Origin of the sequence: Flavobacterium movens (genome assembly GCF_039581425.1) — a bacterium.
GTDB classification, from domain to species: domain Bacteria; phylum Bacteroidota; class Bacteroidia; order Flavobacteriales; family Flavobacteriaceae; genus Flavobacterium; species Flavobacterium luteolum.
On the sequence record NZ_JBCPXY010000008.1, the window covers coordinates 44,638 to 70,168 of the forward strand.

At 33.7% G+C, this 25,531-nt stretch carries 28 protein-coding genes and 1 riboswitch; of the genes, 19 read left to right on the forward strand and 9 right to left on the reverse strand.

From position 1 onward, the window contains the following. Positions 1 to 15: 15 nt before the first annotated feature. The 6 genes from AAYQ05_RS15130 (at position 16) to tsf (ending at position 4,755) form a co-directional block, all read left to right on the forward strand. Positions 16 to 762 (forward strand): ferritin-like domain-containing protein, encoded by a 747-nt coding sequence (locus tag AAYQ05_RS15130; RefSeq protein WP_343544270.1) that lies wholly within the window; start codon positions 16 to 18, stop codon positions 760 to 762. Between the two features lie 25 nt (positions 763 to 787). Further along, a complete protein-coding gene (locus AAYQ05_RS15135; protein ID WP_343544271.1) occupies positions 788 to 1,600 on the forward strand; it encodes a ferritin-like domain-containing protein in 813 nt (270 codons plus the stop codon). Positions 1,601 to 1,794: 194 nt separating this feature from the next. Beyond that, on the forward strand, positions 1,795 to 2,250 hold the full coding sequence (gene rplM / locus AAYQ05_RS15140) for a 50S ribosomal protein L13 (RefSeq protein ID WP_111379262.1): 456 nt from the start codon (positions 1,795 to 1,797) through the stop codon (positions 2,248 to 2,250). Further along, a complete protein-coding gene (gene rpsI, locus AAYQ05_RS15145) occupies positions 2,250 to 2,636 on the forward strand; it encodes a 30S ribosomal protein S9 (RefSeq protein WP_035645327.1) in 387 nt (128 codons plus the stop codon). Before rplM ends, rpsI begins: the two co-directional genes overlap by 1 nt. A gap of 246 nt (positions 2,637 to 2,882) precedes the next feature. After that, entirely contained in the window at positions 2,883 to 3,650 is a 768-nt protein-coding gene (gene rpsB / locus AAYQ05_RS15150; protein ID WP_177210975.1) for a 30S ribosomal protein S2, read from the forward strand. 142 nt (positions 3,651 to 3,792) lie between these two features. Then, positions 3,793 to 4,755: a translation elongation factor Ts gene (gene tsf / locus AAYQ05_RS15155; protein WP_111426206.1), complete on the forward strand. Its 963-nt coding sequence runs from the start codon at positions 3,793 to 3,795 to the stop codon at positions 4,753 to 4,755. Between the two features lie 57 nt (positions 4,756 to 4,812). On the opposite strand, the gene AAYQ05_RS15160 is transcribed toward tsf, so the two are convergent. Continuing rightward, positions 4,813 to 6,876 (reverse strand): M3 family metallopeptidase, encoded by a 2,064-nt coding sequence (locus AAYQ05_RS15160; RefSeq protein ID WP_343544273.1) that lies wholly within the window; start codon positions 6,874 to 6,876, stop codon positions 4,813 to 4,815. Positions 6,877 to 7,049: 173 nt separating this feature from the next. Here AAYQ05_RS15160 and AAYQ05_RS15165 point away from each other — a divergent pair, with 173 nt between their 5' ends. The 11 genes from AAYQ05_RS15165 to AAYQ05_RS15215 all read left to right on the forward strand — a co-directional run bounded on the left by AAYQ05_RS15165 (position 7,050) and on the right by AAYQ05_RS15215 (position 16,190). Next, entirely contained in the window at positions 7,050 to 7,712 is a 663-nt protein-coding gene (locus AAYQ05_RS15165; protein ID WP_343544274.1) for a queuosine precursor transporter, read from the forward strand. A 22-nt stretch (positions 7,713 to 7,734) separates the two neighbouring features. Then, a complete protein-coding gene (locus AAYQ05_RS15170) occupies positions 7,735 to 8,409 on the forward strand; it encodes a hypothetical protein (RefSeq protein WP_343544275.1) in 675 nt (224 codons plus the stop codon). A gap of 16 nt (positions 8,410 to 8,425) precedes the next feature. Further along, positions 8,426 to 8,989 (forward strand): DNA-3-methyladenine glycosylase I, encoded by a 564-nt coding sequence (locus AAYQ05_RS15175; RefSeq protein ID WP_343544276.1) that lies wholly within the window; start codon positions 8,426 to 8,428, stop codon positions 8,987 to 8,989. Positions 8,990 to 9,075: 86 nt separating this feature from the next. Then, positions 9,076 to 9,172, forward strand: a riboswitch (TPP riboswitch). A gap of 66 nt (positions 9,173 to 9,238) precedes the next feature. After that, a complete protein-coding gene (thiS, locus tag AAYQ05_RS15180) occupies positions 9,239 to 9,445 on the forward strand; it encodes a sulfur carrier protein ThiS (RefSeq protein ID WP_111379268.1) in 207 nt (68 codons plus the stop codon). Between the two features lie 106 nt (positions 9,446 to 9,551). Next, the gene (thiC, locus tag AAYQ05_RS15185) at positions 9,552 to 11,375 is read left to right on the forward strand and encodes a phosphomethylpyrimidine synthase ThiC (RefSeq protein ID WP_281631121.1); all 1,824 of its coding nucleotides are present in this window, start codon (positions 9,552 to 9,554) and stop codon (positions 11,373 to 11,375) included. A 74-nt stretch (positions 11,376 to 11,449) separates the two neighbouring features. After that, the gene (locus AAYQ05_RS15190) at positions 11,450 to 12,064 is read left to right on the forward strand and encodes a thiamine phosphate synthase (protein ID WP_343544277.1); all 615 of its coding nucleotides are present in this window, start codon (positions 11,450 to 11,452) and stop codon (positions 12,062 to 12,064) included. Beyond that, entirely contained in the window at positions 12,022 to 12,774 is a 753-nt protein-coding gene (locus AAYQ05_RS15195) for a hydroxymethylpyrimidine/phosphomethylpyrimidine kinase (RefSeq protein WP_343544278.1), read from the forward strand. Before AAYQ05_RS15190 ends, AAYQ05_RS15195 begins: the two co-directional genes overlap by 43 nt. Further along, positions 12,767 to 13,405, forward strand: a complete 639-nt coding sequence (locus tag AAYQ05_RS15200; protein ID WP_343544279.1) for a thiamine phosphate synthase — start codon at positions 12,767 to 12,769, stop codon at positions 13,403 to 13,405. The genes AAYQ05_RS15195 and AAYQ05_RS15200 overlap by 8 nt, the downstream gene beginning before the upstream one ends. Further along, the gene (locus AAYQ05_RS15205) at positions 13,386 to 14,162 is read left to right on the forward strand and encodes a thiazole synthase (RefSeq protein WP_343544280.1); all 777 of its coding nucleotides are present in this window, start codon (positions 13,386 to 13,388) and stop codon (positions 14,160 to 14,162) included. The genes AAYQ05_RS15200 and AAYQ05_RS15205 overlap by 20 nt, the downstream gene beginning before the upstream one ends. Before the next feature lie 93 nt (positions 14,163 to 14,255). Continuing rightward, positions 14,256 to 15,392: a 2-iminoacetate synthase ThiH gene (gene thiH, locus AAYQ05_RS15210; protein ID WP_343544281.1), complete on the forward strand. Its 1,137-nt coding sequence runs from the start codon at positions 14,256 to 14,258 to the stop codon at positions 15,390 to 15,392. A gap of 87 nt (positions 15,393 to 15,479) precedes the next feature. After that, entirely contained in the window at positions 15,480 to 16,190 is a 711-nt protein-coding gene (locus AAYQ05_RS15215; RefSeq protein ID WP_343544282.1) for a HesA/MoeB/ThiF family protein, read from the forward strand. Here the strand turns inward: AAYQ05_RS15215 and AAYQ05_RS15220 are convergent. The 4 genes from AAYQ05_RS15220 to AAYQ05_RS15235 form a co-directional block, all read right to left on the reverse strand. Then, positions 16,187 to 16,981 carry an MOSC domain-containing protein gene (locus tag AAYQ05_RS15220; RefSeq protein ID WP_343544283.1) on the reverse strand — a complete coding sequence of 265 codons (795 nt, stop codon included), beginning with the start codon at positions 16,979 to 16,981 and terminating at the stop codon, positions 16,187 to 16,189. The two genes, AAYQ05_RS15215 and AAYQ05_RS15220, sit on opposite strands and share 4 nt — an antisense overlap. Positions 16,982 to 16,984: 3 nt before the next feature. Then, entirely contained in the window at positions 16,985 to 17,623 is a 639-nt protein-coding gene (gene aat, locus AAYQ05_RS15225; RefSeq protein ID WP_343544284.1) for a leucyl/phenylalanyl-tRNA--protein transferase, read from the reverse strand. Between the two features lie 243 nt (positions 17,624 to 17,866). Continuing rightward, positions 17,867 to 18,238: a DUF3127 domain-containing protein gene (locus AAYQ05_RS15230; RefSeq protein WP_111367968.1), complete on the reverse strand. Its 372-nt coding sequence runs from the start codon at positions 18,236 to 18,238 to the stop codon at positions 17,867 to 17,869. A gap of 32 nt (positions 18,239 to 18,270) precedes the next feature. Further along, positions 18,271 to 19,146, reverse strand: coding sequence for a flavin reductase family protein (locus AAYQ05_RS15235; RefSeq protein ID WP_343544285.1), 876 nt, complete (start codon positions 19,144 to 19,146; stop codon positions 18,271 to 18,273). A 160-nt stretch (positions 19,147 to 19,306) separates the two neighbouring features. On the opposite strand from AAYQ05_RS15235, the gene AAYQ05_RS15240 reads away from it, so the two are divergent. Continuing rightward, a complete protein-coding gene (locus AAYQ05_RS15240; protein ID WP_343544286.1) occupies positions 19,307 to 20,458 on the forward strand; it encodes a sensor histidine kinase in 1,152 nt (383 codons plus the stop codon). A 55-nt stretch (positions 20,459 to 20,513) separates the two neighbouring features. Here AAYQ05_RS15240 and AAYQ05_RS15245 read toward each other — a convergent pair whose 3' ends face one another. Beyond that, entirely contained in the window at positions 20,514 to 20,903 is a 390-nt protein-coding gene (locus AAYQ05_RS15245; protein WP_198854543.1) for an HIT family protein, read from the reverse strand. 62 nt (positions 20,904 to 20,965) lie between these two features. After that, positions 20,966 to 21,442, reverse strand: a complete 477-nt coding sequence (gene greA / locus AAYQ05_RS15250) for a transcription elongation factor GreA (RefSeq protein ID WP_111288069.1) — start codon at positions 21,440 to 21,442, stop codon at positions 20,966 to 20,968. Positions 21,443 to 21,599: 157 nt separating this feature from the next. Between greA and AAYQ05_RS15255 the strand changes: the two genes are divergently transcribed. After that, complete coding sequence (locus AAYQ05_RS15255; protein ID WP_343544287.1) at positions 21,600 to 22,016, forward strand: Rieske (2Fe-2S) protein; 417 nt, start codon at positions 21,600 to 21,602, stop codon at positions 22,014 to 22,016. A gap of 2 nt (positions 22,017 to 22,018) precedes the next feature. On the opposite strand, the gene AAYQ05_RS15260 is transcribed toward AAYQ05_RS15255, so the two are convergent. Together AAYQ05_RS15260 and AAYQ05_RS15265 are read right to left on the reverse strand one after the other, a co-directional pair. After that, positions 22,019 to 24,688, reverse strand: a complete 2,670-nt coding sequence (locus AAYQ05_RS15260) for a hypothetical protein (protein ID WP_343544288.1) — start codon at positions 24,686 to 24,688, stop codon at positions 22,019 to 22,021. Then, positions 24,688 to 25,452 carry a GLPGLI family protein gene (locus AAYQ05_RS15265; RefSeq protein ID WP_343544289.1) on the reverse strand — a complete coding sequence of 255 codons (765 nt, stop codon included), beginning with the start codon at positions 25,450 to 25,452 and terminating at the stop codon, positions 24,688 to 24,690. The genes AAYQ05_RS15260 and AAYQ05_RS15265 overlap by 1 nt, the downstream gene beginning before the upstream one ends. Positions 25,453 to 25,531: the final 79 nt, after the last annotated feature.

Here is a 25,531-nt window from a genome sequence, read left to right on the forward strand (position 1 = left end):
ATAAAAAACTTGATTATGAAAAACGAAGTTAAAATTCATGAAGTTAACCCTTCACTGGATAGCAGAAGGAGCTTTCTTAAGCTCAGCGGATTAACATTAATGACCACAGGTCTGGTTTTGGCTGGCTGTAGCGATAATGATAACGACAATGATATGCCAGACACTTCTTTGCCAGGAGTAAGAAATGGTGTTTTTGATTTAGGCTCCGGAGATTTTGGAGTATTAACCTATGCTTATGCTCTAGAACAATTAGAAGCCGACTTTTATACTAAAGTAGTAAATTCTAGCAGTTTCAACACTGTCTTTAGTAGTCTTGAACGCGAAGTTTTGACTGATTTATACCATCACGAAGTTGTTCACAGAGATTTCTTCAAAGCTGCATTAAATGGAGCACTTCCCGATCCAAGTTCGCAATTACTTCCTTCTTTAGCCTTTAATTATGGTTCTTTAAATTTTAACAGCCGCACCGAAGTTCTAGCTACTGCAAAAGCACTAGAAGATACTGGCGTTGCCGCTTATAACGGAGCAGGAAGATTAATTAAAACAGCAGACTACTTATTATTAGCCGGAAAAATTGTTTCAGTTGAAGCCAGACATGCGGCCGCAATAAGAAGTTTAATCAATCCGAATTCGAAAGATTTTGCCGGAGACGATATTGTAAATATGTCAACAGGTTTAGATGACGCAAAAGATCCATCTAAAATCCTACCGATTGCTGCTGGTTTTATTACCACAAAATTTACAGCTAAATACTTGCCTTAATCTTAACCGCTAAAACTTAGAAATTATGAACATTTTAAAATTTATAGAATCCTTTACTGATGATAATTTAATGAATAGCATTGGTTCTCGAAGAGACAGTTTTTCACAGTTTGGGAATATTGGAAAAAATTTAGCTTTAGCATCAATTCCGTTCGGATTGTCAGCTCTCACCAATAAAGCTTTCGCAAAAGACATTACAGCAACACCGGCAACACCTATTGGAGCTTTGCAATTTGCGCTGACCTTAGAATATCTTGAAAACGAATTTTACGCCATGGCTTTAGATTCTGGCGTAATTCCGGCTTCTGAAAATGGCGGGCGTGATTTAAAAGTATTTCAGCAAATAGCGGCGCACGAATCTGATCATGTTAAATTTTTAATTGCAGGTTTAGGCGGTACAGCAAGTGCCAATTTCGTTCCTAAACCAACTTTTGACTTTACTGTTGGAGGCGCTTTTGATCCTTTTCATGATTATCCGACATTTTTAGCTTTGGCACAAGCTTTTGAAGATACCGGAGTTCGAGCATATAAAGGACAAGCTGCAAACTTAATAACCGCACCCGATTTATTGACTGCAGCACTTCAGATTCATTCTGTTGAAGCACGCCATGCCTCTGAAGTTAGACGACTAAGAGGTTTAAAAGGATGGATTTCTAATGCCGAACGAGGCGCTGGCATGCCTGCAGCTACACAAGCAGTTTATGATGGCGAAGGGGTAACCATGCAGGCTGGATTTAATACAGCAACTGCTTTTGGGCCTGCAGCAGGCTCAGAAGCTTATGATGAGCCACTTACGACTCAGCAGGTTGTAGACATCGCCAATATCTTTATTGTATAATTACTTTTTTCTTTAAATATTTAACCGTCTTGACATTATTGTGGAGGCGGTTTTTTATTCATTAATTAATTAAAAAACTGAACCCCTGATTTTCAGGATATAAAATATTCTTTTCAGGTATTTGGTTTTAAAATAATTAATTGTACTTTTGCATCCCCTTTATTGGGGATGGAATGTTTAATTAAAATAATATTATGGACGCATTAAGCTACAAAACAGTTTCAGCTAGCAAAGCCACTGTAACTAAAGAGTGGATTGTTGTTGACGCTGAAGGTCATAACTTAGGACGTCTTGCTTCTAAAGTTGCAATGATCTTAAGAGGTAAGTACAAGCCTAGTTACACACCGCACGTTGACTGTGGAGATAACGTAATTGTTATCAACTCAGAAAAAATTAACCTTACAGGTACAAAAATGAATGACAAAATTTACATGCGTCATACAGGTTACCCAGGAGGACAAAGAACTTTAACCGCTAAAGTATTGCAAGCTAAAAATCCAGCTGCATTAGTAGAAAAAGCTGTAAAAGGTATGTTACCTAAGAACAAATTAGGAGCAGAACTTTTTAGAAATCTAAATGTTGTTGTAGGAGCTGAGCACAAACACGGAGCTCAAAAACCTAGAACTGTTAACCTAAATGATCTTAAGTAATGGGAGTTATTCACAAAATCGGTAGAAGAAAAACCGCTGTTGCACGTGTATACGTTTCTGAAGGAACTGGAAACATCACTGTAAACAAAAAAGAATTCGCAACTTACTTTCCAACTGCAACTTTACAATACAAAGTTTTACAACCACTTTCTATGACAGAAAACGCTGGTAACTTTGATGTAAAAGTAAATGTTTACGGAGGTGGTACAACTGGTCAAGCAGAAGCTGTAAGAATGGCATTAGCACGCGTAATGTGTGAAGTTAACGCTGAAAACAGAGGAATCCTTAAACCAGAAGGTTTATTAACAAGAGACCCAAGAATGGTTGAACGTAAGAAATTCGGTCAGAAGAAAGCTCGTAAGAGATTCCAATTCTCTAAACGTTAATATTACCTGTCTTGTTCAGATGGGACAAGACATTATCAATTATTTATTGAAATTAAAAAACACAGTTATTGTTGCTCTCCTATCGAGGTAGGATATAGTTTAGCATCTAAATGAAACTGGGATTGAAAGATTAAAAGATTGAATAATTAAAAGATTACAACTGAAATTTTTTAAATCTTTAAATTTTTAAATCATTAAATCCATAACGGGACATTGCTAATCAACAGAACGTAAACTAGTACAAAAATGGCAAACAAAATAGAAGTAAAAGAATTACTAGAAGCAGGTGTTCACTTCGGACACATGACTAGAAAATGGGATCCAAATATGGCTCCTTACATTTATATGGAGCGTAATGGTATTCACATTATCAATCTATATAAAACTGCAGCTAAAATTGAAGAGGCTAACGAAGCTTTGAAAAAAATCGCTGCATCAGGTAGAAAAATCTTATTCGTAGCTACCAAAAAACAAGCAAAAGACATCGTTGCTGATAAAGCAAAAGCTGCAAACATGCCTTACATCACTGAAAGATGGCCAGGTGGAATGTTGACTAACTTCGTAACTATCAGAAAGGCAGTTAAAAAAATGTCTTCTATTGATAAAATGAAGAAAGATGGTACTTTCAACACTTTATCTAAAAAAGAGCGTTTACAAGTTGATCGTCTACGTGCTAAATTAGAGAAAAACTTAGGTTCAATTGCTGATATGTCTAGATTACCTGCAGCATTGTTCGTAGTAGATATCAAAGCTGAACACATCGCAATAAAAGAAGCTCAAAAATTAAACATTCCAGTTTTCGCAATGGTTGATACGAATTCTGACCCAAGAGAGGTTGATTACGTGATTCCTGCAAATGATGATGCTTCTAAATCAATTGACAAAATTTTATCTTTAGTGACTACTGCAGTAATCGAAGGTCTTTCTGACAGAGGTGCTGAAAAAGAAGTTGAAGCTGCTGAAGAAGCTCCTGCTGTTGAGGCTGAAGCTGCTGCTCCTGCAACTGAAGAATAAATCAAAATTTAAATTCCAAATTTTAAATTCCAAAATCCAACCAGAATTAAAAACATTATGTTGATAATTTATTAAAATTGGAGTTTGGGATTTAAAAGCTGGAATTTTTTACTTTTAAAAACATATTAAAACTTAAAATATTATGGCAACAATTACTGCTGCAGACGTAAATAAATTAAGACAATCTACAGGTGCCGGAATGATGGACTGTAAAAAGGCTTTAGTTGAAGCTGAAGGAGATTTCGATAAAGCTATCCAAATCCTTAGAGAAAAAGGACAAAAAGTTGCTGCTAACCGTTCTGACCGTGAGTCTTCTGAAGGAGCTGCTGTTTCTTTTATCAATGCTGACCATACTAAAGGAGCTATCATCACTTTAAACTGCGAAACTGACTTCGTAGGTAAAAATGAAGCTTTTGTAACTTTAGCTAAAGATTTAGTTGAAAGAGCTATCAACTTCTCTAATAAAGAAGAATTTTTAGCTTCTGATTTCAACGGAATCACTGTTGCTGAAAAATTAATCGAGCAAACTGGTGTTATCGGTGAGAAAATCGAAATTGGTGGTTTTGAAATTTTAGAAGGTGCTTACGTTGGATCTTATGTTCACGTTAATAAAATTGCTGCTTTAACTGCAATTTCTGCTCCAGTTGCTAACGCTGAAGCTTTAACAAAAGACGTTTCTATGCAAGTTGCTTCTATGGGAGCTGATACATTATCTTACAAAGATTTTGATCCTGCTTTCGTTGAATCTGAACTTGCTGCTCGTATTGCTGTAATCGAAAAGGACAATGAAGAAGCTGCACGTTTAGGAAAAACTTTAAAAAATGTTCCTAAATACATCTCTTTCTCTCAATTAACTCCTGAGGTTATCAAACAAGCTGAAGAAGATGCTAAAGCTGAATTAAAAGCTGAAGGTAAACCAGAGCAAATCTGGGATAAAATTCTTCCAGGTAAAGTTCAACGTTTTATCTCTGACAACACTACTTTAGATCAAGAGAAAGCTCTTTTAGATCAAAACTTCATCAAAGATGACAGTAAAAAAGTTGGTGATTACGTAAAAGGATTCAATGTTGAAATTACAGGTTTCAAAAGAGTTACTTTAGGTTAATATATTATTTTCAATATTAAAAAGCCCGAATATTTATTTATTCGGGCTTTTTTATTTTTAGCTTTCAATTGGAAAATTTCTTGCTCTCATCAATGCGTCAGATTTTGGTGCATGACCTCTAAAATTCTCATACATTTCTTCGTTATCAATTGTGTTTCCAACGCTTAAAACAGTTTCATAAAGACGTTTAGAAATCACTTTATCAAAAGGACCGTTTCCTTCCAAAAATGCCTCATATGCATCTGCATTAATCACATCTGCCCATAAGTAACTGTAATATCCTGCCGCATATCCATCGCTTGAAAATATGTGTGCAAACTGCGGAATCCTGTGTCGCATTACGATTTCAGACGGCATATTAATTTCACTTAAGATTTTCTTCTCAAATGCATGCGGATCGACTGTTTCGGTCGTTAAATGTAGCTCCATGTCTACAAACGAACTTGAAATTGTCTCAACTGTTGCAAAACCTTCGTTAAAATTGGCTGCTTTTCCTATTCTTTCTACCAATGATCGCGATAAAGGCTCTTTAGTTTTATAATGAAGCGCAAATTTATTCAACACTTCTGGAGTCGCTAACCAATGCTCCAGTAACTGAGAAGGAAACTCTACATAATCTCTCGCAACTGAAGTCCCAGAAAGGCTAGGATAAGTTACATTCGAACATAATCCATGAAGTGCATGACCAAATTCATGAAATAGAGTCGTTGCATCATCCCACGAAATTAAAACCGGTTCATTGCTATTCCCTTTAATGAAATTGCAATTGTTTGACACAATTGGCAGCACCTTTTCTCTAATTTTTTGCTGATCTCTATGCGAGTTCATCCAAGCTCCCGAACGCTTTCCTACACGTGCATAAGGATCAAAATACCATAAGCCAATTGGCTCTCCTGTATTTTTATTATTCACTTCCCAAACACGAACATCTGGATGATAAACAGGAAGGTCAAATAATTGTTTAAAACCTAAATCAAACAATTCGCCAGCTGTCCAGAACATTCCTTCGCGTAAATTTTCCAGCTGTAAATATTGCTTGATTTCATTTTGGTCTAAATCGTATTTTGCTTTTCGTACTTTTTCTGCATAATAGCGGTAATCCCAAGGCTGAATTTTAAAATTCTCCCCTTCTCTATTCACCATTTCCTGCATATCCAAAACATCGTTTTTTACTTTCTCTACTGCAGGCTTCCATACCGAATGCATCAGATCTAATGTTTTCTGAGGATTTTTAGCCATTTTGTTTGACAAACTCCACTCAGCAAAATTTGCGAAACCTAATATCTTCGCTTTCTCTGCCCTTAATCCTAAAATAGATATAAGGGTTCCATTGGTGTCATTTTCATTCTTATTATCGCCACGTTTTACGAAAATATCAAAAGCTTTTTCTCTTAAATTCCTTTTGTTTGAAAAAGTTAAAAAAGGTTCAATTGAAGATCTTGTATTGCCAATGCATCCTAAAACTTTTAAATTTCTTTCTTTCGCTTCTGCAATTGCCGCATTCTTAAATTCCTCAGGCAAACCGTCAAAATCAGCTTCTGTCTCTAACTCTATATATTGATCGTTTTCTTCTGCCAATAACTTTTGACTAAAAGCGGTAAAAAGCGTTGCCAGTTCCTGATTGATCTTAGCTACTTTATCTTTATCCTTTTCTTCTAATTCCGCTCCTTCTCTAACAAAGTCAGTGTAATAAAGCCAAAGCACGCGTTGCTGTTCCTTAGACAAATCCTTCTTTTCATCCGATTTATACAAGGCTTCAATTCTAGAAAACAGTTTGTTATTTTGATACAGTTTATCATTGATCTCTGCCAATTTTGGCGACATTTCGGTATCAACAACATTAAATTCCGGAGTACTTAGATTAGATCTGTAAATACCATAAACCGCATGAATTCGATCTAATTTTGTACCCGAAAGCTCCAAAGCTTCAATGGTATTTTCAAATGTAGGTTTTTGTGAATTATTCGCGATTGCATCGATTTCTTCTAATTTTTCTTTGATCGCAAATTCTATTGCGGGTTTAAAATCTGAAATTTTATATGCCGTAAAATCTGGAATACCTCCATAAGGACCAGACCAATCTTTTAGCAATGAATTATCTAACTCTATTGGTGTCTTCATAACAAATACATTAATTAATTCTGTGCAAAATTTCAAACAGAAAAAAGAGCAACAGAATCTCAAAATTAACCAATCGGAAGCAAACTTCATACGCCAACAGATTATAAAAATTAATCTGCTTCTAAGATTTAAAAAGAAATAGTTTATTTTTGAAATACCAATTTAAAAATAACATGTTTAAAACCAGAAAAGAAATTGTTTTTGTAATTTTAGCAGGAATATTTATTACCAATGCCGTTGTGGCTGAGTTAATTGGAGGAAAGCTAATTCAAATTGGTCCTTTTGTAATGAGTATCGGAATTTTGCCTTGGCCAGTTGTATTTCTAACTACCGATTTGATTAATGAATATTTTGGCGAAAAAGGCGTAAAAAAACTTTCTTTCATTACAGCCTGTTTGATTGCTTATGCTTTTCTGATACTTTTTATGGCAATTGTTATTCCCGCCGCAAAAGGAATCAGCCCAGTAAATGACAGTCAATTTGAAGCTGTTTTTGGCCAAAGTATGTGGATTATCATTGGAAGTTTAATTGCTTTCATGGCTTCTCAGCTGATTGATGTATGGATTTTTTGGTTTTTTAAAAACAGAACTGGCGAAAAGAAAATATGGTTAAGAACTACTGGTTCTACTGTTATTTCGCAATTGTTTGATTCGTTTATTGTTCTCGGAATTGCTTTTTGGCTTCCAGGAAAAATTGATTTTGACACATTTATATCTTCGGGATTAATAGGATATACATTTAAATTAGCAATTGCTATTTTATTAACTCCAGCAATTTATTTAGGACATCATCTGATTAAAAAATATTTGGACGAAGATCCTACACACAAAGGATAAAAAACAATAACATATTTAGGTCATGAAAAAAAATTACTTGCTTATTTTATTCTCTGTTACCTATTTCTTTTTAAGCTGTGGCAATGACGAAAAAAAACAGCCAAAAAAAGTCATTCAATCTGTTAATAGGTTAACGCCAGTACCTATAAAAAAGAATCCTAAAATTTCATCCAAAAGCATTACTGCTTCAAGAGAGATTGAATCTCAAAAAAACAGTTTACAAAATACTTTTGCTGTGAAAAACAAAATTGAAATTAAAACTACGTCGCCAGAATTATTAAACAAAACAGAAAAACCTGTTGATATAAAAAAAGAGGCAAATGATAAACTAGTTAATTTTGTTAACCTTCGCAAGATATTCGACAAATGCAAAATGGGACAGACTTTAAGTCAAAAACAATTAACCGAAAATTTTGAAATACCAAAAGAAGCTGTTAAACTGGTAAAAAGTGTTACCAGAACTGCAGAAAATGAACTGGCCGTAAAATGGCAATCTACATGGTTTGTCGAAAAAGTATCTGATGCCGAACTTGAAGACGGTAAAATGAGAGTGGTTTTTAAGGCCAATAAAATGTACACTTCTGGAAATGCGATTGGTATTAAATACAACAGAAAAGTGTACAACAACCTTGTTATAATTGGACGTTCGGCTTACATTCCGAGTGTAAAAGGATATAGCTGGCAAATTGGAAGATAAATTAGAATTACAAAAAATGGAACCAATAAGATGCGGCTGGTGTTCTGCCAGCGATTTATATAAAAAATATCATGACGAAGAATGGGGAACTCCTGTTTATGACGATCCAACTATTTTTGAGTTTTTAATTCTAGAAACTTTTCAAGCTGGATTAAGCTGGATTACCATTTTAAACAAAAGAGAAAACTTTAAAACAGCTTTTGATAATTTTGATTATAAAAAGATTGCCAATTATTCTGAGGATAAAATCGAAGAATTAATGCAGGATACAGGAATTATTCGCAATAAACTTAAAATCAACTCTGCTGTCACAAACGCTCAGGCTTTTATGAAAATCCAAGAAGAATTTGGAACATTTTCTGATTATATCTGGAAATTTACCGACGGAAAACCAATTGATAATAAGCCGAAAACTTTGAAAGATGTTCCAGCAACCACTCCAATTTCTGACGCAATCAGCAAAGATTTAAAAAAACGCGGATTCAAATTTGTTGGTTCAACCGTCATTTATGCTCACATGCAAGCAACCGGAATGGTCAATGATCATGTAAAAGATTGCTTTACTCGAAAAGGCAAATAACAGCAGTTTTCAGTCACAGTTTTCAGTTTTTTTTGAACTTGAAACCTGAAACTTGGAACTTTCAAACAAAATTTTATTACATTTGCTTCACACTTTAGGGGTGTCTGCATCGCGCAGGCTGAGATTTTACCCTCTGAACCTGATCTAGTTCATACTAGCGTAGGGAAAAGTAAGATGACTTCTTGAACGCATTTCTATGCGTCATTGTAGCCATTCCTAAGGTGTATCTATACACTAAACTCAAAAGGAATGGAACTAAAAATCAATCAACAAACCAAACAATTCAATGCTGAATCGCTTAGCGTTCAATCATTGCTCGATCTCGAAATTCCGCACAAACAAAACGGAATTGCTGTTGCTGTTAACAATACCGTTGTTCCAAAACTCAAATGGAACGAATTCTTCGTACAAGAAACTGACGAAATTCTGATTATTTCTGCTACGCAGGGAGGATAGAATAAAATTCCAATTATATACCGGACGTAGACGCACTGCAGTGCACCTCTACAATTCACATCTTACATCTTACATCTTACATCTTACATCTTACAATATACAAGCTATGACAAACGAAGAACAAATATCAAGAACCCCATTTCCGAATTCTAAAAAAGTTTATATCGATGGAGAAATTCATCCGATAAAAGTAGCAATGCGCGAGATAACTTTAAGCGACACTAAACTTTCGAACGGCGGAATAGAAAAAAATCCTCCTGTAACGGTTTATGACACTTCTGGAGCTTATACAGATCCAAATATCGAAATTGATATTAGAAAAGGATTACCACGCTTACGCGAAAGTTGGATCCTTGACCGAAATGATGTCGAAGTTTTAAATGAAATCACCTCAGATTATGGCTTAAGCCGATTAAAAGATGAAAGTCTGAATCACCTTCGTTTTGAATATTTGCATCAGCCAAAACGTGCTAAACAAGGCGCAAATGTAACACAGTTATACTACGCTAAACAAGGCATTATTACTCCAGAAATGGAATATATCGCTATTCGTGAAAATCAACGTATTGAACTTTTAAACGAACAAACTAAAGCCATGCAATGCCAACACAGTGGTCATAGTTTTGGCGCCAATACTCCAAAAAATAAAATCACTCCAGAATTTGTGCGCTCTGAAGTTGCTTGCGGAAGAGCTATTATTCCAAACAATATCAATCATCCAGAAAGCGAACCTATGATTGTAGGTCGTAATTTCTTGGTGAAAATTAATGCTAATATTGGAAACAGCGCTGTGACTTCAAGCATTGAAGAAGAAGTTGAAAAAGCCGTTTGGGCTTGCCGTTGGGGAGCTGATACGATTATGGATTTATCAACAGGAAAAAATATTCATGAAACCAGAGAATGGATTATTCGTAATTCTCCTGTTCCAATCGGAACCGTGCCAATTTATCAGGCACTGGAAAAAGTAAAGGGAATTGCAGAAGATTTGACTTGGGAAATTTTCCGCGACACTTTAATTGAACAAGCAGAACAAGGTGTTTCATACTTCACAATTCATGCTGGAGTTTTGCTTCGCTATATTCATTTAACAGCCAATCGCGTTACAGGAATTGTATCTCGAGGGGGATCAATTATGGCAAAATGGTGCTTATTTCATCATAAAGAAAACTTCTTGTACACGCATTTTGAAGAAATCTGCGAAATCATGAAACAATACGACGTAGCTTTTTCTCTTGGAGATGGCTTGCGTCCAGGTTCTATCGCCGACGCAAATGATGCTGCACAATTTGCCGAATTAGAAACTTTAGGCGAACTGACAAAAATTGCTTGGAAACACGATGTTCAGGTTTTTATTGAAGGGCCAGGACACGTACCAATGCACATGATCAAAGAAAACATGGACAAGCAATTGGAGCACTGTCATGAAGCGCCATTTTACACTTTAGGCCCTTTAACTACAGATATTGCACCGGGTTACGATCATATCACGTCGGCAATTGGAGCGGCTATGATTGGCTGGTATGGCTGTGCGATGTTGTGTTATGTAACGCCAAAAGAGCATTTAGGTTTACCAAACAAAAAGGATGTAAAAGATGGTGTGATCACCTATAAAATTTCTGCGCATGCTGCCGATTTAGCAAAAGGTCATCCGGGAGCGCAATACCGCGACAACGCTTTGAGCAAAGCTCGTTTTGAATTCCGTTGGGAAGATCAGTTTAATTTGGCACTTGATCCAGATACAGCACGAGAATTTCACGATGAAACACTTCCTGCCGATGGAGCAAAAGTTGCGCACTTCTGTTCGATGTGCGGACCGAAATTCTGCTCTATGAAAATATCTCAAGAAATTAGGGATGTCGCTGCAGCAGAAAAAGGAATGCAAGAGAAATCAGAGGAATTTATTGAGCAAGGGAAAGAGATTTACATATAGTGAGATGAAATTTGTAAAATGTGAAATGCATTGATTTTCACATTTTACATCTCACAAAAAGCATTTTACAAATTATGATTGTTATTACAAATCCTTTTTTTATTGAAGATGAAATTCAAATGCTGAATTCTTTATTGGAAGAAGGATTGTCTTTGCTTCATATTCGAAAACCTGATTTTTCAGAATTAGAAATGGCTAAGTTTATTGATCAGATAAAATTAGAATTTCGTACTAATCTGGTTTTGCACAGTCATCATCAGTTAGCCAAAAATCTTGGTATTGACCGATTTCATTTTTCCGAGAAAGAGAGAAAAAAATTTCCTGCAAGGTTTACAAAACCTTGTAGGCTTAAATCAGAATCAATTTCAACATCAACACATTCTATCGAAGATTTTAATTCGTTAGAAAATGAATTTGATTATGCATTCTTAAGTCCTGTTTTTAAAAGTATATCGAAGGAAAATTATCATTCTGAAGTGGATCTTTTTGAAGCATTAAAGTCAAGAACAAATCAACATACAAAAATCATTGCTTTAGGCGGAATTGATGCAGAAAACATTCAAAAAACCCTAGAAAATGGTTTTGACGATGTGGCACTTTTAGGAAGCATTTGGAATAACAAAAATCCGTTAAAACAATTTAAATTATGTCAGCAGATCGCCCTTTCGTACTCACAATCGCAGGTTTAGATCCATCTGGAGGTGCTGGAATTTTGGCTGATATCAAGACATTTGAACAGCATAAAGTGACTGGCTTCGCTATTTCGACAGCCAATACAATTCAGACTGAAAATCAGTTTTATGAGATTCAGTGGACTGATTTGAGTTTTATACTTCGCTCGATCGAAACTTTATTTTTAAACTATAAAATCAGCGTTGTGAAAATTGGAATTATTTCTTCTTTACCTGATTTAAACCGAATTGTTTCAACCATAAAACAACTTTCTTCTTCAACAAAAATAGTGTGGGATCCAGTTTTAAAATCGACTACTAAATTTGAATTTATGAATATCGAAAGCCATATGAATTTACATAACATACTTTCAAAAATCGATTTGATCACACCAAATTATGATGAAATGACAATATTATTCCCTGATACTGATTTGAAAAGTTATTGGAAAGAAAACCACATCCCAACTCGTATTCTACTTAAAGGAGGTCACAACAAAACAGCATTGGGAACTGATCTTTTATTTCTAGAAAATGAAATCTTAGAATTAACTCCGTCAAATAAAAATTGCTTCGAAAAACATGGTTCAGGCTGTATTCTTTCATCTGCAATTGCATCAAACTTAGCTCTAAATCAACCCTTATTTGAAGCCTGCAAAAATGCTAAAATCTATATTGAAAACTACCTAAGCTCAACTACAACTTTAATTGGATATCATTATGTATAACAAATTACAATATATCTCTCAAGGCGAAACAGTCGAAAAACAATTGTACAACATTCAGCAAGCACTTGACACTGGTTGCAGATGGGTACAAATGCGATTTAAAAACCAAAACCAAAAAGACGTTTTCACTTTAGCGGAAGCGGTAAAACCTTTGTGCGAAGAATATCTCGCGAATTTTATTGTAAACGACGATTTACATCTCGCAGAACAAATTGCTGCTGATGGCGTTCATTTAGGACTGACTGACACAAAAATCGATGAAGCAAGAGCAATTTTAGGCTCAACAAAAATTATCGGAGGAACTGCCAATACTTTTGAAGATATTGAAAACCATGTAAAAAACGGTTGTGATTACATTGGCTTGGGGCCTATTAGATTTACCGCAACAAAAGAAAAACTGAGTCCAATTTTGGGTTTATCAGGTTACTATGAGATTCTTCAAAAACTAAAAAAAAATAAAATCGATATTCCTGTTTATGCCATTGGGGGCATTACACTAAGCGATGTAAGTCCGTTAATGGAAACTGGAATTTTCGGAATTGCCGTGTCTGGAATCATTACTGAAAGTGATGAAAAAGAAAAATTAATTCAACAATTAAACGAAAAATTATATGCAGACATCATTGTTTAATATAGGAGATAAAACCTTTAAATCCCGCTTGTTCCTCGGAACTGGGAAATTTGGTTCTAATGAGGAAATGGAAGATGCTGTTTTAGCTTCAGAAAGCGAATTGGTTACTGTAGCATTAAAACGTATCGATCTTGAAACCGACACAGATGCTATTTTATCACATTTAAATCATTCAAATATCAATTTGTTACCCAATACTTCGGGAGCAAGAAATGCCAAAGAAGCTGTTTTCGCTGCACAGCTGGCACGTGAAGCTCTAGAAACCAATTGGGTAAAACTAGAAATTCATCCTGATCCGAAATATTTAATGCCAGATCCGATTGAAACTTTAAAAGCAACAGAAGAATTGGCTAAACTCGGTTTTATTGTACTTCCGTACATTCACGCCGATCCTGTTTTGTGCAAACATTTAGAAAGCGTGGGAACTGCTGCAGTAATGCCTTTGGGTTCACCAATTGGAAGCAATAAAGGTCTTAAAACAATAGATTTCCTAGAAATTATCATTGAACAAAGTACTGTTCCTGTTATTGTAGATGCTGGAATTGGAGCACCTTCTGATGCCGCAAAAGCAATGGAAATTGGTGCCGATGCAGTTTTGGTGAATACCGCAATTGCTGTCGCTGGAAATCCGAAATTAATGGCTGAGGCTTTTAGAGAAGCTGTCATTGCAGGAAGAAAAGCTTTTGAAGCTAAAGTTGCCAATCAGCAGAATTATGCTTCAGCTTCTAGCCCATTGACTTCTTTTCTTTATGAATAAAAATTTAACCGCAAAGTTCGCAAAGAAAAGCGCTAAGAACGCAAAGCTTTGCGAACCTTGCGTAAATCTCCGCGCACTTTGCGGTTAATAACCATGAAAACATTTAAATCTATTTTTGAACAATATAATTGGGATGAAATCCAATCCAAAATATATAAAACCACATCAAAAGATGTTGAGCGTACTTTGGCTAAAACCAAATACAACCTCGATGATTTTTTGATTCTAATTTCTCCTATTGCTCAAAATTATTTAGAGCAAATGGCTCAAAAATGCCATGAAATTACCAAGAAACGTTTCGGAAAAACCATTCAAATGTACGCTCCATTATATCTAAGCAACGAATGCCAAAATATTTGCACCTATTGCGGATTTAGCTTAGACAATAAAATCAAAAGAAAAACCCTTTCTGATGCTGAAATAAAACTAGAAGTTGAAGCCTTAAAAAAAACTGGTTTTGATCATGTTTTATTGGTTACAGGCGAAGCAAATTATACTGTAAATATCAATTATTTTCTAAATGCAATCGATTTAATTAGAAAAGATTTCTCTATTATTTCTGTCGAAGTACAGCCACTTTCTACAGAAGACTATCAGCGTTTGCATGATGCAGGAGTCTATTCAGTTTTAGTTTATCAGGAAACGTACCATCAAGAAGTTTACAAAAAGTATCATACCAAAGGAAAAAAATCAAACTTTGATTATCGACTGGAAACTCCTGACAGAATTGGAACTGCGGGTATTCATAAAATTGGTTTAGGCGTTTTATTAGGTTTGGAAGACTGGCGAACTGATAGCTTCTTCAATGCTTTACATTTAGATTATCTTCAAAAGAAATATTGGCAGACAAAATATTCGGTTTCTTTTCCGCGTCTTCGTCCTGCTGAAGGTATTATCGAACCAAATTTTATTATGGATGATAAGGATTTGACACAATTAATCTGCGCTTATCGTTTATGGAATGAAGATTTAGAAATTTCGATTTCTACTCGCGAAAATGAAAAATTTAGAAACCATATTATTCCGATTGGCGTTACAAGTATGAGTGCTGGTTCTAAAACAAATCCGGGCGGTTATGTTGTCGATCCGCAATCTTTGGAACAATTCGAAATCAGCGATGAACGTTCTGCAGAAGAAATTTCAAAAATTATAAAAAATGCAGGTTATGAACCAGTTTGGAAAGACTGGGACAAAGCATATGGTCGAAAGTTTAAAAATCTAAAGTCATAAAGTCCAAAACTTTATCTTATAATTTAGCTTTAATCATATTCAAACACTTTCGACCTTCGACTTTTCAACTTTAAGACTAAAATTAAAATGAGTGTTATACAAGAATTTTTACGTTACAACAGACAAACTATTCTTCCTGAAATTGGCGATGAAGGTCAGGAAAAATTAAAAAAAGCTAGAGTTTTAGTAATTGGCGCAGGCGGTTTGGGCTGTCCAATTTTACAATATATTGCAACTGCAGGAGTTGGTTTTATCGGCATTATGGACTTTGATACAATTGAAATTCATAATCTTCACAGGCAGATTTTATATACCGAAAATGAAATTGGTAATCATAAATCAATTGTCGCAAAAGATGTTGTTTCAAAACTAAATCCGCTGATTGAAACTGTTGCGATTAATGAAAAATTAACCGCTGAAAATGCTTCGAAAATCATTCAGCAATATGATATTGTTGTCGATGGTTCCGATAATTTTTCTACTCGTTATTTAGTCAATGATACTTGTGTTCAGCTTAATAAACCTTTAGTTTACGGAAGTATTTTAAAATTTGAAGGGCAGGTTGCTGTTTTTAATCATGACGGAAGTAAAAATCTTAGAGATTTATTTCCTGAAATGCCCAATCCAAAAGACGTTCCGAATTGCAATTTGAATGGCGTTTTAGGCACACTGCCAGGAATTATTGGCAATATGATGGCGCACGAAACCTTAAAATTGATCTTAGAATTACCAACTTTAAAAAATGAATTGGTAATTTTTAATACTTTAAATTGGAATTTTATAAAACTGAATTTCTAGAAAACAACCTCATCGCCAACGCTGATAATTCCAGAATTCAGACTCACAATATTGGTTCCAAATAATACAGAATTATCTACATTTCTGTATTTGCTTAAAGTTTTTAAAGGTTCTTTTTTCAAACGTCCATTCTCCGGATCATTGTTTACCATAACACATCTTCCGCAAGGTTTTATGTTTTTAAATTGAACATCTCCTATCGCAAAAGTCTTAAAATCATCTTCTTCATGAGGATTTTCAGTGCTTACTACAATGTTGGGACGAAATCTTTTTATAGTAATTTTTTCATCCAATTTGTCATTCAAAAAATCTAAGCTTTTAGATCCAATCATTAAATATGGATAACCATCTGCCAAACTCACATTGAATGTTTCTTTTAATTTAGAACTTTCATGTTTGCGAGCTCCATTTTTGAGTATTTTAACCAATTTACAATCAAAACCCAAATGCTGGCTGAACCATTTTGAAGTTTCAAGATTTACCTCAACTACTTCACTTTTATCATCCCAAACATTAACTTCTATTACATTTTCTAAATGCTCATCAACAAAAAATTCATGCTTTTGATCTTGAAAAGTAATGCTGATTTTTCCATTTGAGATCTGCGGATAAAACTGACTCATAATACGATGTTCTCTTTGTGTCAGCATTTGATTTTCTGAATCAATGAGCATCCAGCGGCGATCGTTTTCAAATCCCATTTCTTCAGCTTTTGCAGATTCAAGACTGATTCCTGCCAAACTTTTTATCGGATAAATATAAATTTCTTTTACACTATAAATTGCACTCATTTTCTATTTACTTTTTAAAATGGACATAAACTCTTCTCGATCAATTTCTCTGCAGCCTAAACTCTCCAAATGCGGATTATAAACCTGGCAATCCAATAATTTATAATTTTCTTTCTTCAAATACAACGCTAGAGCAATAAAAGCTGTTTTTGAAGCATTTGAGACTTTAGAAAACATGCTTTCTCCACAAAAAATATCTCCTAAATCAATTCCATACAAACCGCCAACCAAAACATCATCTTGCCAAACCTCAACAGATTTAGCAACTCCTTCTTCATTCAATTTGCAGTACGCATTTATCATTTCATCAGAAATCCAAGTCCCATTTTGGCCTTCACGTTTTATCTGCTGGCAATTTGAAATTACTTCTCTGAAATTTTTGTTGTAAGTGACCTTAAACATTTTCTTGTTGAGAATCTTTTTCATGCTTTTGGATATCACCAATTCATCAAAAAACAATACCATTCTAGGATCTGGCGCCCACCACAGAATCGGTTCTCCTTCATTAAACCAAGGAAAAATACCGCTTTTGTAAGCTAATAGCAAACGTTCTGAACTTAAATCGCCTCCAATTGCTAGAACACCTTCTTCATCAGCTTCTGTAACTGGCGGAAAAAATAAATCGTTGAATAAATAGTACATTTTTAAAAATAATCAATTTTTGAATTCCAATAATAAAATTCCAAATACCAATGTTTCATAATCTTATTATTTCCGAATGAAAAACAAATCTTTGTGGAGTTACTTGCGAAGATTTCTCCTTCGTCGAAATGACAAAACTATGAGTAAGATTTTTGCTTTTTTAATCAAAAATAAAATTCCAAACCCCAAAATCACGTAAATGAATTGGAATTTGGAATTTATAATTTTAGAATTTGAACTTTTTTAGAACGGTAAATCGTCTGGTTCGTCTTCGTTTAAGTTTGTTGCTGGAGCAAAAGTTTCTGCTGCTGGCATTGGAGCTCCTTGTGCAGGTCCTTCTGCTGCTAATCTTTCGATTCTCCAACCTTGAATACTATTGAAATATCTAGTTTCTCCTTGCGGATTAACCCATTCTCTTCCTCTTAAATTGATAGAAACTTTTACTGCATCTCCTTGTTTATAGCTACTCAACAAATCGCATTTATCTTGTGTAAATTCGATTAAAATATGTTGTGGATACTGCTCCTCAGTAGTAACAACTAACTCTCTTTTTTTGAATGAGGCACTAACTTGCTGCTCTGGGTTAACCACTTTTACTTTTCCTGTAACTTCCATCTTCGTCTATATTAATTATTGTTTCTATTTTTTTATTTTTTAGCTAAAAGCACTTTCCATGCCGATTCTACATCGCCATTATCCAAGTATTTTTTGGCTTCTAAATGTACTTTTTTCTGGTCATCTGAGCTTAAAACTCCTTTGACTGCAAAATTTTCTTTCACAAATATACTAACTTCTTCTTTTGTAGGCAAGGTTTCAACATTTCCTAATTTTCCTAAATCATTCCCATCAAAAACAGGGCTTTCTTTTACAAAATCTGGTATCGCATCTACGCCTACTCCCAATGTTGTTAGTGGTTTTGCTACTTCAAAAAGCCCTTGATTAGATCTTGAATACCAATTATTTCCAAGTCTTGAAACCAAGTCAATTTTATGCTGATCAATCGCTCCGTTTTCATCTAAAATCGATTCGTCAATATGAATTTTAACAACTTCGCATAAAATCAAATTTCCTGCTCCTCCTTCTGTTCCTAACGGAATAATCTGCGTAATCTTGCATTCAAACTGAACTGGAGATTCTTTTACGCGATATGGTTTTACTAAATCAGAAGGAATTTGAGTTAATCCAGCTTTAATAAATTCATTTACTCCGTCCCCATATTCTGTACTTGCTAAAGAAGTTTGCTGCACAATATCGTAGTTAACGACATTTATTACCACTTCTCGTGTTGCTTCAGCGTTGATTAAAGTGTGTTTGATGGTATTATCACGAACACGTCTTGATGGCGAAAAAACCAAAATTGGCGGATTGGCACTAAACACATTAAAGAAACTAAACGGAGATAAATTTGGAACTCCAGTTTCGCTAATTGTGCTTGCAAAAGCAATAGGTCTCGGTCCGATTGAACTCTGTAGATAGCCTTGCAATTTGGCCGTTGGAATCTCTTTTGGGTTAACGCTGATCATACTTTAAAATTTAGACAGAATCTCATTTTAGCAGCTACAAAAGTATTGAAATGGTTTAATTAGAAGAAATAGTTTTGCAGATAAAAACGAAAAATCTTTCCACATTGGCAAAATATAAAATGTGTATATTTCGTTATATTTATACCTCAAAAAAACTGATATGTCTTTTTCTGAAAGAACAAATACAACCCGCTGGATTATTATTTCGGTATGTTTTATAATCATTTCTCTAATTCTTTGGAACACTTACACTTTCTTCCAAATTTTTAAAAACGAGGAACGTTTGAAAATGAACCTTTTTGTGAAGGCGCAAATTACAATTGTTAACGCCGATGAGAATACTGATGTCGAACTTCCTCTTCAGATTTTCAACAATAATACTTCTATTCCAGGTATAATAATGTTGTATGATAAAGTAGTAAGTGCAGTAAATGTTCCTGATGAAATTCTTAATGATAAGAAAAAAAGAACTGCTTTCTTAAATAAGCTGAAAAATGAAAATGAGCCCATCACTTTTGAATATGCTCCAGGGAAGTACCAAACGTTGTACTACGGAAACTCTTCATTATTAAACAAACTCAAATACTATCCAATTGCGTTACTGCTGATTATATTTTTATGCATTGCTTTAATTTACAACTTCTATAAAAGTACCAAAATGGCAACCCAAAACAAACTTTGGGCAGGAATGGCAAAAGAAACAGCACATCAGATTGGAACACCGCTATCTTCATTAATTGGCTGGGTCGAAATATTAAAAACCGAAGATATTGATCCATCAATTAGCACTGAAATCGAAAAAGATATTGAACGTTTGCAAACTATTACTGATCGTTTTTCTAAAATTGGTTCTGTACCCGTTTTAGAACTTCACGATATTGTACAAGAAACAAAAACGGCTTATGAGTATTTGCAATCTCGTTTTTCCAAGCAGGTCGCGTTTTCGTTTCAAGCTCCAAACGAACCAATTTTGACCATGATAAATCCAACGTTGCACAGTTGGACCATCGAAAATTTAGTTAAAAATGCCATTGATGCCATGAAAGGAAAAGGAACCTTAGATCTTTATATCGAACAGGATGCAAATCATGTAAAGATTAACATTAAAGATTCTGGAACCGGAATTCCTAAAAAACAATTTAAAACCATTTTTGAAACTGGTTTTACAACTAAAAAACGTGGTTGGGGACTTGGACTTTCTTTAACTAAAAGAATTGTCGAGGAATATCACAATGGAAAAATAAAAGTACTGAATTCTGAAATTGGGAAAGGAACTACTTTTCAGATTTCATTAAATAAAAAAGTGCAGTAATAATTTTTACTGCACTTTAGTTATCTTTTTTGTCAGACTTAGCGAAGTCGAAGTCTTATAAATTTGATTGAATATCTTTTGCTAAAGCTTCAAATTCTTCTTTTGAAAGTGAAACTTTATCAATAAAACGCATTTCGTCCATGTGGTTTAACGGAATCAAATGTACGTGTGCATGAGGCACTTCAAGTCCAACAACTGCTATTCCGATTCTTTTGCATGGAACTGTTTTTTCTAAAGCTGCTGCCACTTTTTTAGAAAATTTCATTAAACCTAAATACAGTTCTTCGTCCATATCAAAAATCTTATCGATTTCTTGTTTCGGAATACAAAGCGTGTGTCCTTTAGCATTAGGATTTACATCCAAAAATGCTAAATAGTTTTCATCTTCAGCGATTTTGTAAGCTGGAATTTCTCCGTTTACTATTTTAGTGAATATTGTACTCATTGTTTATTCGTTTATTTGGTTAATCGTTTAACCGATTTAACGATTAAACGGTTAAACTAAATTTAGTCTCTTGAGATTTCAAGAATTTCAAATTTCAAAACTCCATTAGGAACTGTAATTTCAGCTACTTCTCCAACAGATTTTCCTAGCAAACCTTTTCCGATAGGAGAAGTTACAGAGATTTTTCCTGTTTTTAAATCTGCTTCACTTTCTGCAACAAGAGTATATTTCATCTCCATTCCGTTACTTTGGTTTTTGATTTTTACATTCGATAAAACCAAAACTTTAGAAACATCTAATTGAGATTCGTCTATTAATCTTGCGTTTGCATATACTTCTTCTAGTTTAGAAATTCTCATTTCTAATAAACCTTGCGCTTCTTTTGCTGCATCATATTCTGCATTTTCAGACAAGTCACCTTTATCTCTTGCATCTGCAATATCTTGAGATGCTTTTGGACGCATTACACTTTTTAAGTGCTCCAATTCATCTTTTAATTTTTTTAATCCTTCTGCTGTATAATAAGATACTTTACTCATAACTTCATCGTTTATATAAATACAAAAAATCCCATCGCGACGGGATTTTCTTACCACAAATATACTATAATTTTTAATAGTACATAATTATATGTTAATCATATAGATTTCAAATCTAAATAAATTATTTTTGTTTTAACTAATTCTTATTCAAATAATGAAAAAAATCTGGTTCTTTATAGCATTTACAGCTGTTTTATTCTCTTGCAGTGACAATAATAGAAGTAATAACAATCCGTACATTCCTAATTATTCGATAAACGCGTATCTGGACACTAATCTTCCAACTTATAATAAATTAATATATCCGAGTAATCCAGTTTACGTTGCCAATTTTGGTGCAAAAGGTATCATTGTAATGAAAACTGGAGAAGGAACTTACACCGCTTTTGATGCAGCTTGTCCGAATCAAGCCTTAACTTCGTGCACTGCAATGACAATTGACGGAATTTATGCTGTATGTTCTTGCGATAAAACGCAATATAATTTATTTACAGGACTTGGCGGAAAAGAGTATCCGATGAAACAATATCGTGTCGAATCTTCTGGGACCGTGGTTCATGTATATAATTAAAATCATAACTTATAAGAAACTGAAAACATAATAGCTCTTGGCAAAATATAAGTTGACTGCTCTCTAATCATATAATCAGAAAACTTGTTGCTGTATTTCTTTTTTATATCAAGTAAGTTATTTACAGCGAGCTGAAAACCAAATGGATTATTTTTTTTCTGATAGAATACTGAGGTATCTAACATATCATAAAAGTTAGATTGATTTTTACTATATGTATTTTTTAGATAATCATAATTGATTTTATAAGTCCAAAACTTAAGAACTGTAATTTCAAATGCGGATGCTATGGCGTCTGTTTGGAAATGTGATTTGGTTAAACCTGAGAAACTACTAAATCCTTTATTGTAGCCAACACTAAAAACCGGCCACTTTTTATGAGCTGTTTTAAAAACTAAACCAATATCCTGGCTGTTTCTATCATTTACTGTTACAATGTCATTTATCATTTGTGAATATTCAAACCAAGATAATCTTGTATTCAATTTAAGATTAAATCGGTAAATACGTTTAGAAAAAGAACCATTAAAACCAATATTCGTTTCAGGATTGCCAGTCAAAATTGGGGTATTAAATTGGTTTATCCCATCCAATTCTACTTCATCACGAATTACTTTTACTTTTTTAGTATAATTCAACATTGCATTCCAAGTAATTCCACGATATGAATTCATTTTTGAATAGCGCAGATTTGCAGAGTGGCATTTCTCGTTTTCAAGTAGTGCATTTCCTTTGTAAACAGAATTATAATATTGTAAGGTATATTTATTGGCTAATTGGTTAGTATCTGGAAATTGATTCTCTAATTTATACATAAAACTTAAAGATTCCGATTTATTAAATTCATAATCACTATTCCATTGTGGTTGAAAAAGTCTTTTTGAAAGCGTATAGTCTATATTATTCTGAATGGTATTTAAATAATACCAATGCAAGTACAGTCCTGCTTTATTAATCCATTTTCCTATTCTGAATTTATATTCCAAACCAACATACGCATCATTTAACTTATATTTTATATCATTACCAAAATCTGCATCTGCAAAATCATTAATGGAGCCATTTGTCAGAATTTGTTTTTCTGATGTTTGAAAAGCGGAGGATTCATAATTATTACCAATATTGGTGTATAAATGATTGGCGTCATTTATAATCCAGTAATGCTTAAAAAGTACGTCAATACTATTAATCGCAGTATTTTTTATTTGATTAAGAGTATAAGTATCATCTTTTTCTAAAGGTATTAATCCCTCTAAAAAAGGCTGATCTGTAAACCAATTATTAATTGGTGTAATTTTATTATAAGCCTGATTAACAACAAAAGTCGTAGTATGATTTTGATTATAACTTTTATGCCATTCAATATACTGTTTTACAGAAATATTGTCAGCTTTGTTTATGGTTTCAAAAATAGAAGATCCTAAATTTGTAACTGAATTTAAGGTACTTATTAAATCGTTTGTACTTGATTGATATTGTCCGTTATAATACCATTTTTCTTTATTAGATGGCGAATAATCTAGTTTTACATTTCCAATTCCTAATACTGCTTTGTTTTTTGCATTTCTGTCTTTATTCTCAAATGCAACAGCAGTGTTGTTTAAATATTCAATATTATTTTCAATTCTGGAAACCATTAAAACTTTAGAAAATATTCCAAAACCTGAAACAGAAAGCTTATCAGAAATATCATGACTCATATTAAATGCACCAAATTGAGATTTGTTTTTCAAAACATCGGTATTGTCATTAGAAAAAGAAGCCAGATTAGACAAAGATTTTCTACTTGACAGAAAACTGCTTACTCCACCATCGAACCTCATTAAATCATCAAATGTGAAAGTGCTTTTACCAATAGTATTGGCATCGCCTATAAAACTCACATTTGTTTTTGGACTGTAATAAAACAAAGCTGTATGTGCCAGATAAAAACCGTTGTCGCCTGCTCCAATCTCCACACCAGCTTCTACATCTCCAAAAATAAATTTCTTTTTTTCTTCTTTAAGTTTAACATTCATAGCCAGATCATCACTATCTGAAACCTGCTTCATAAAACCTACTTCATTAAAATGATCTATAACTTCAATTTTGTCCAAAGCATCTGCAGGAATATTTTCTACAGCCAGTTTAGAACCTCCTCCAAAAAAAGATTTTCCTTCTACCAACATTTTGGTTACTTTTTTGCCTTGTACTGTAACCCCTCCGTTCTTATCTACCTCAACTCCTGGCAGCTTTTCAAGGATTTCTTTCATTTTACGTTCGTTTCCATTCGCAAAACTATTAACATCAAAAACTAAGGTATCTTTTTTAACTACAATAGGTTTAAACTCATGTTTAATCACAATTTCTTTCAAGTTTTCGCCTGTTGCTTTAAGATGGAAATCGTGTGCTATTATATCAGAGAACGGCTCCAAAATAAAAGTTTCTTCAACATGCCCAATATACGAAACCGTAATTTCATATTTCACTTCTTTTTCAAGCTCTAATCTGTAACGTCCTTTGTTATCTGCAATAGCAAATTTTAAACTTGCTTTTTCTTGCAAAGGTTTAGCAATTACATTTGCAGATTCTAAAGATTTGTTTAATTCATCTGAAACTATCCCTTCAATTTTTTTTGTTTGGGAGAATGAAAATGTCGATATAAAAAGAAACAGAATAATTGATTTTCTCATTATCTACCCATCTTTTCATATTCTTTTATTAATCTATTTTGATGTTCCTCTTCAGTAATATACTTAACAGATGGTGGATTAAATTTTATTTTAGGATTTTCAACATTGAACTCTATTTTCGCAACATAAAAATGAATGCCTCCAGCTCCATAATTAGCTTCTAAAACTAAACCAGGCAAACCATCTAACCCCATTGGCCCAAAAGATGAAGGAATCTCCGGTGTAAACCAAACTTCAGAATTATACACAGAGATAGAATTCCCTCTTATATTAAAATCATTCCATGAGCAAGTTGCTTTATAACAAGTATAATTGTTTATTTTTTTTGTTTCAGTTGAAATTTCCCATTTATATTGCTTGAAAGGAAGAATTACATTCAATTTCTCCCCTCCTAATTCTTCGAAGCATGTTTTTTCTTGCTTATCTAGATCTAGATAATATCTATTACTAACAAGTGATGCAATGAAAGCATAATAATCAACATTTTCATATGAAAGTGGTTGTTCAACAATAGAAAAAACACTTTTATTTTTTGAATAGTAAAGTTCACATTCAACTTTTTCATGTGCCTGTTCAAATTTTAACATATCTTCAATGTCTTCCTTACTAAACTCCTTATCTTTTAGTCTTTCTGGGGGCATAAGTTTATAAGTAACTTTATTTACATTTGAAATTGACTGACAATATATTTTTTGACTTTCTGGAATAAGCATTAAAGATAATGCTCCAAAAAATAAACCAATCTTTATTCTATCGATTTTCATATTATCTATATTTAGAAAAGGAATCAAGCTGAAACTTAATCATAAAGTTCAGCTTGATTCTAAAATTATTTTAAAAAAG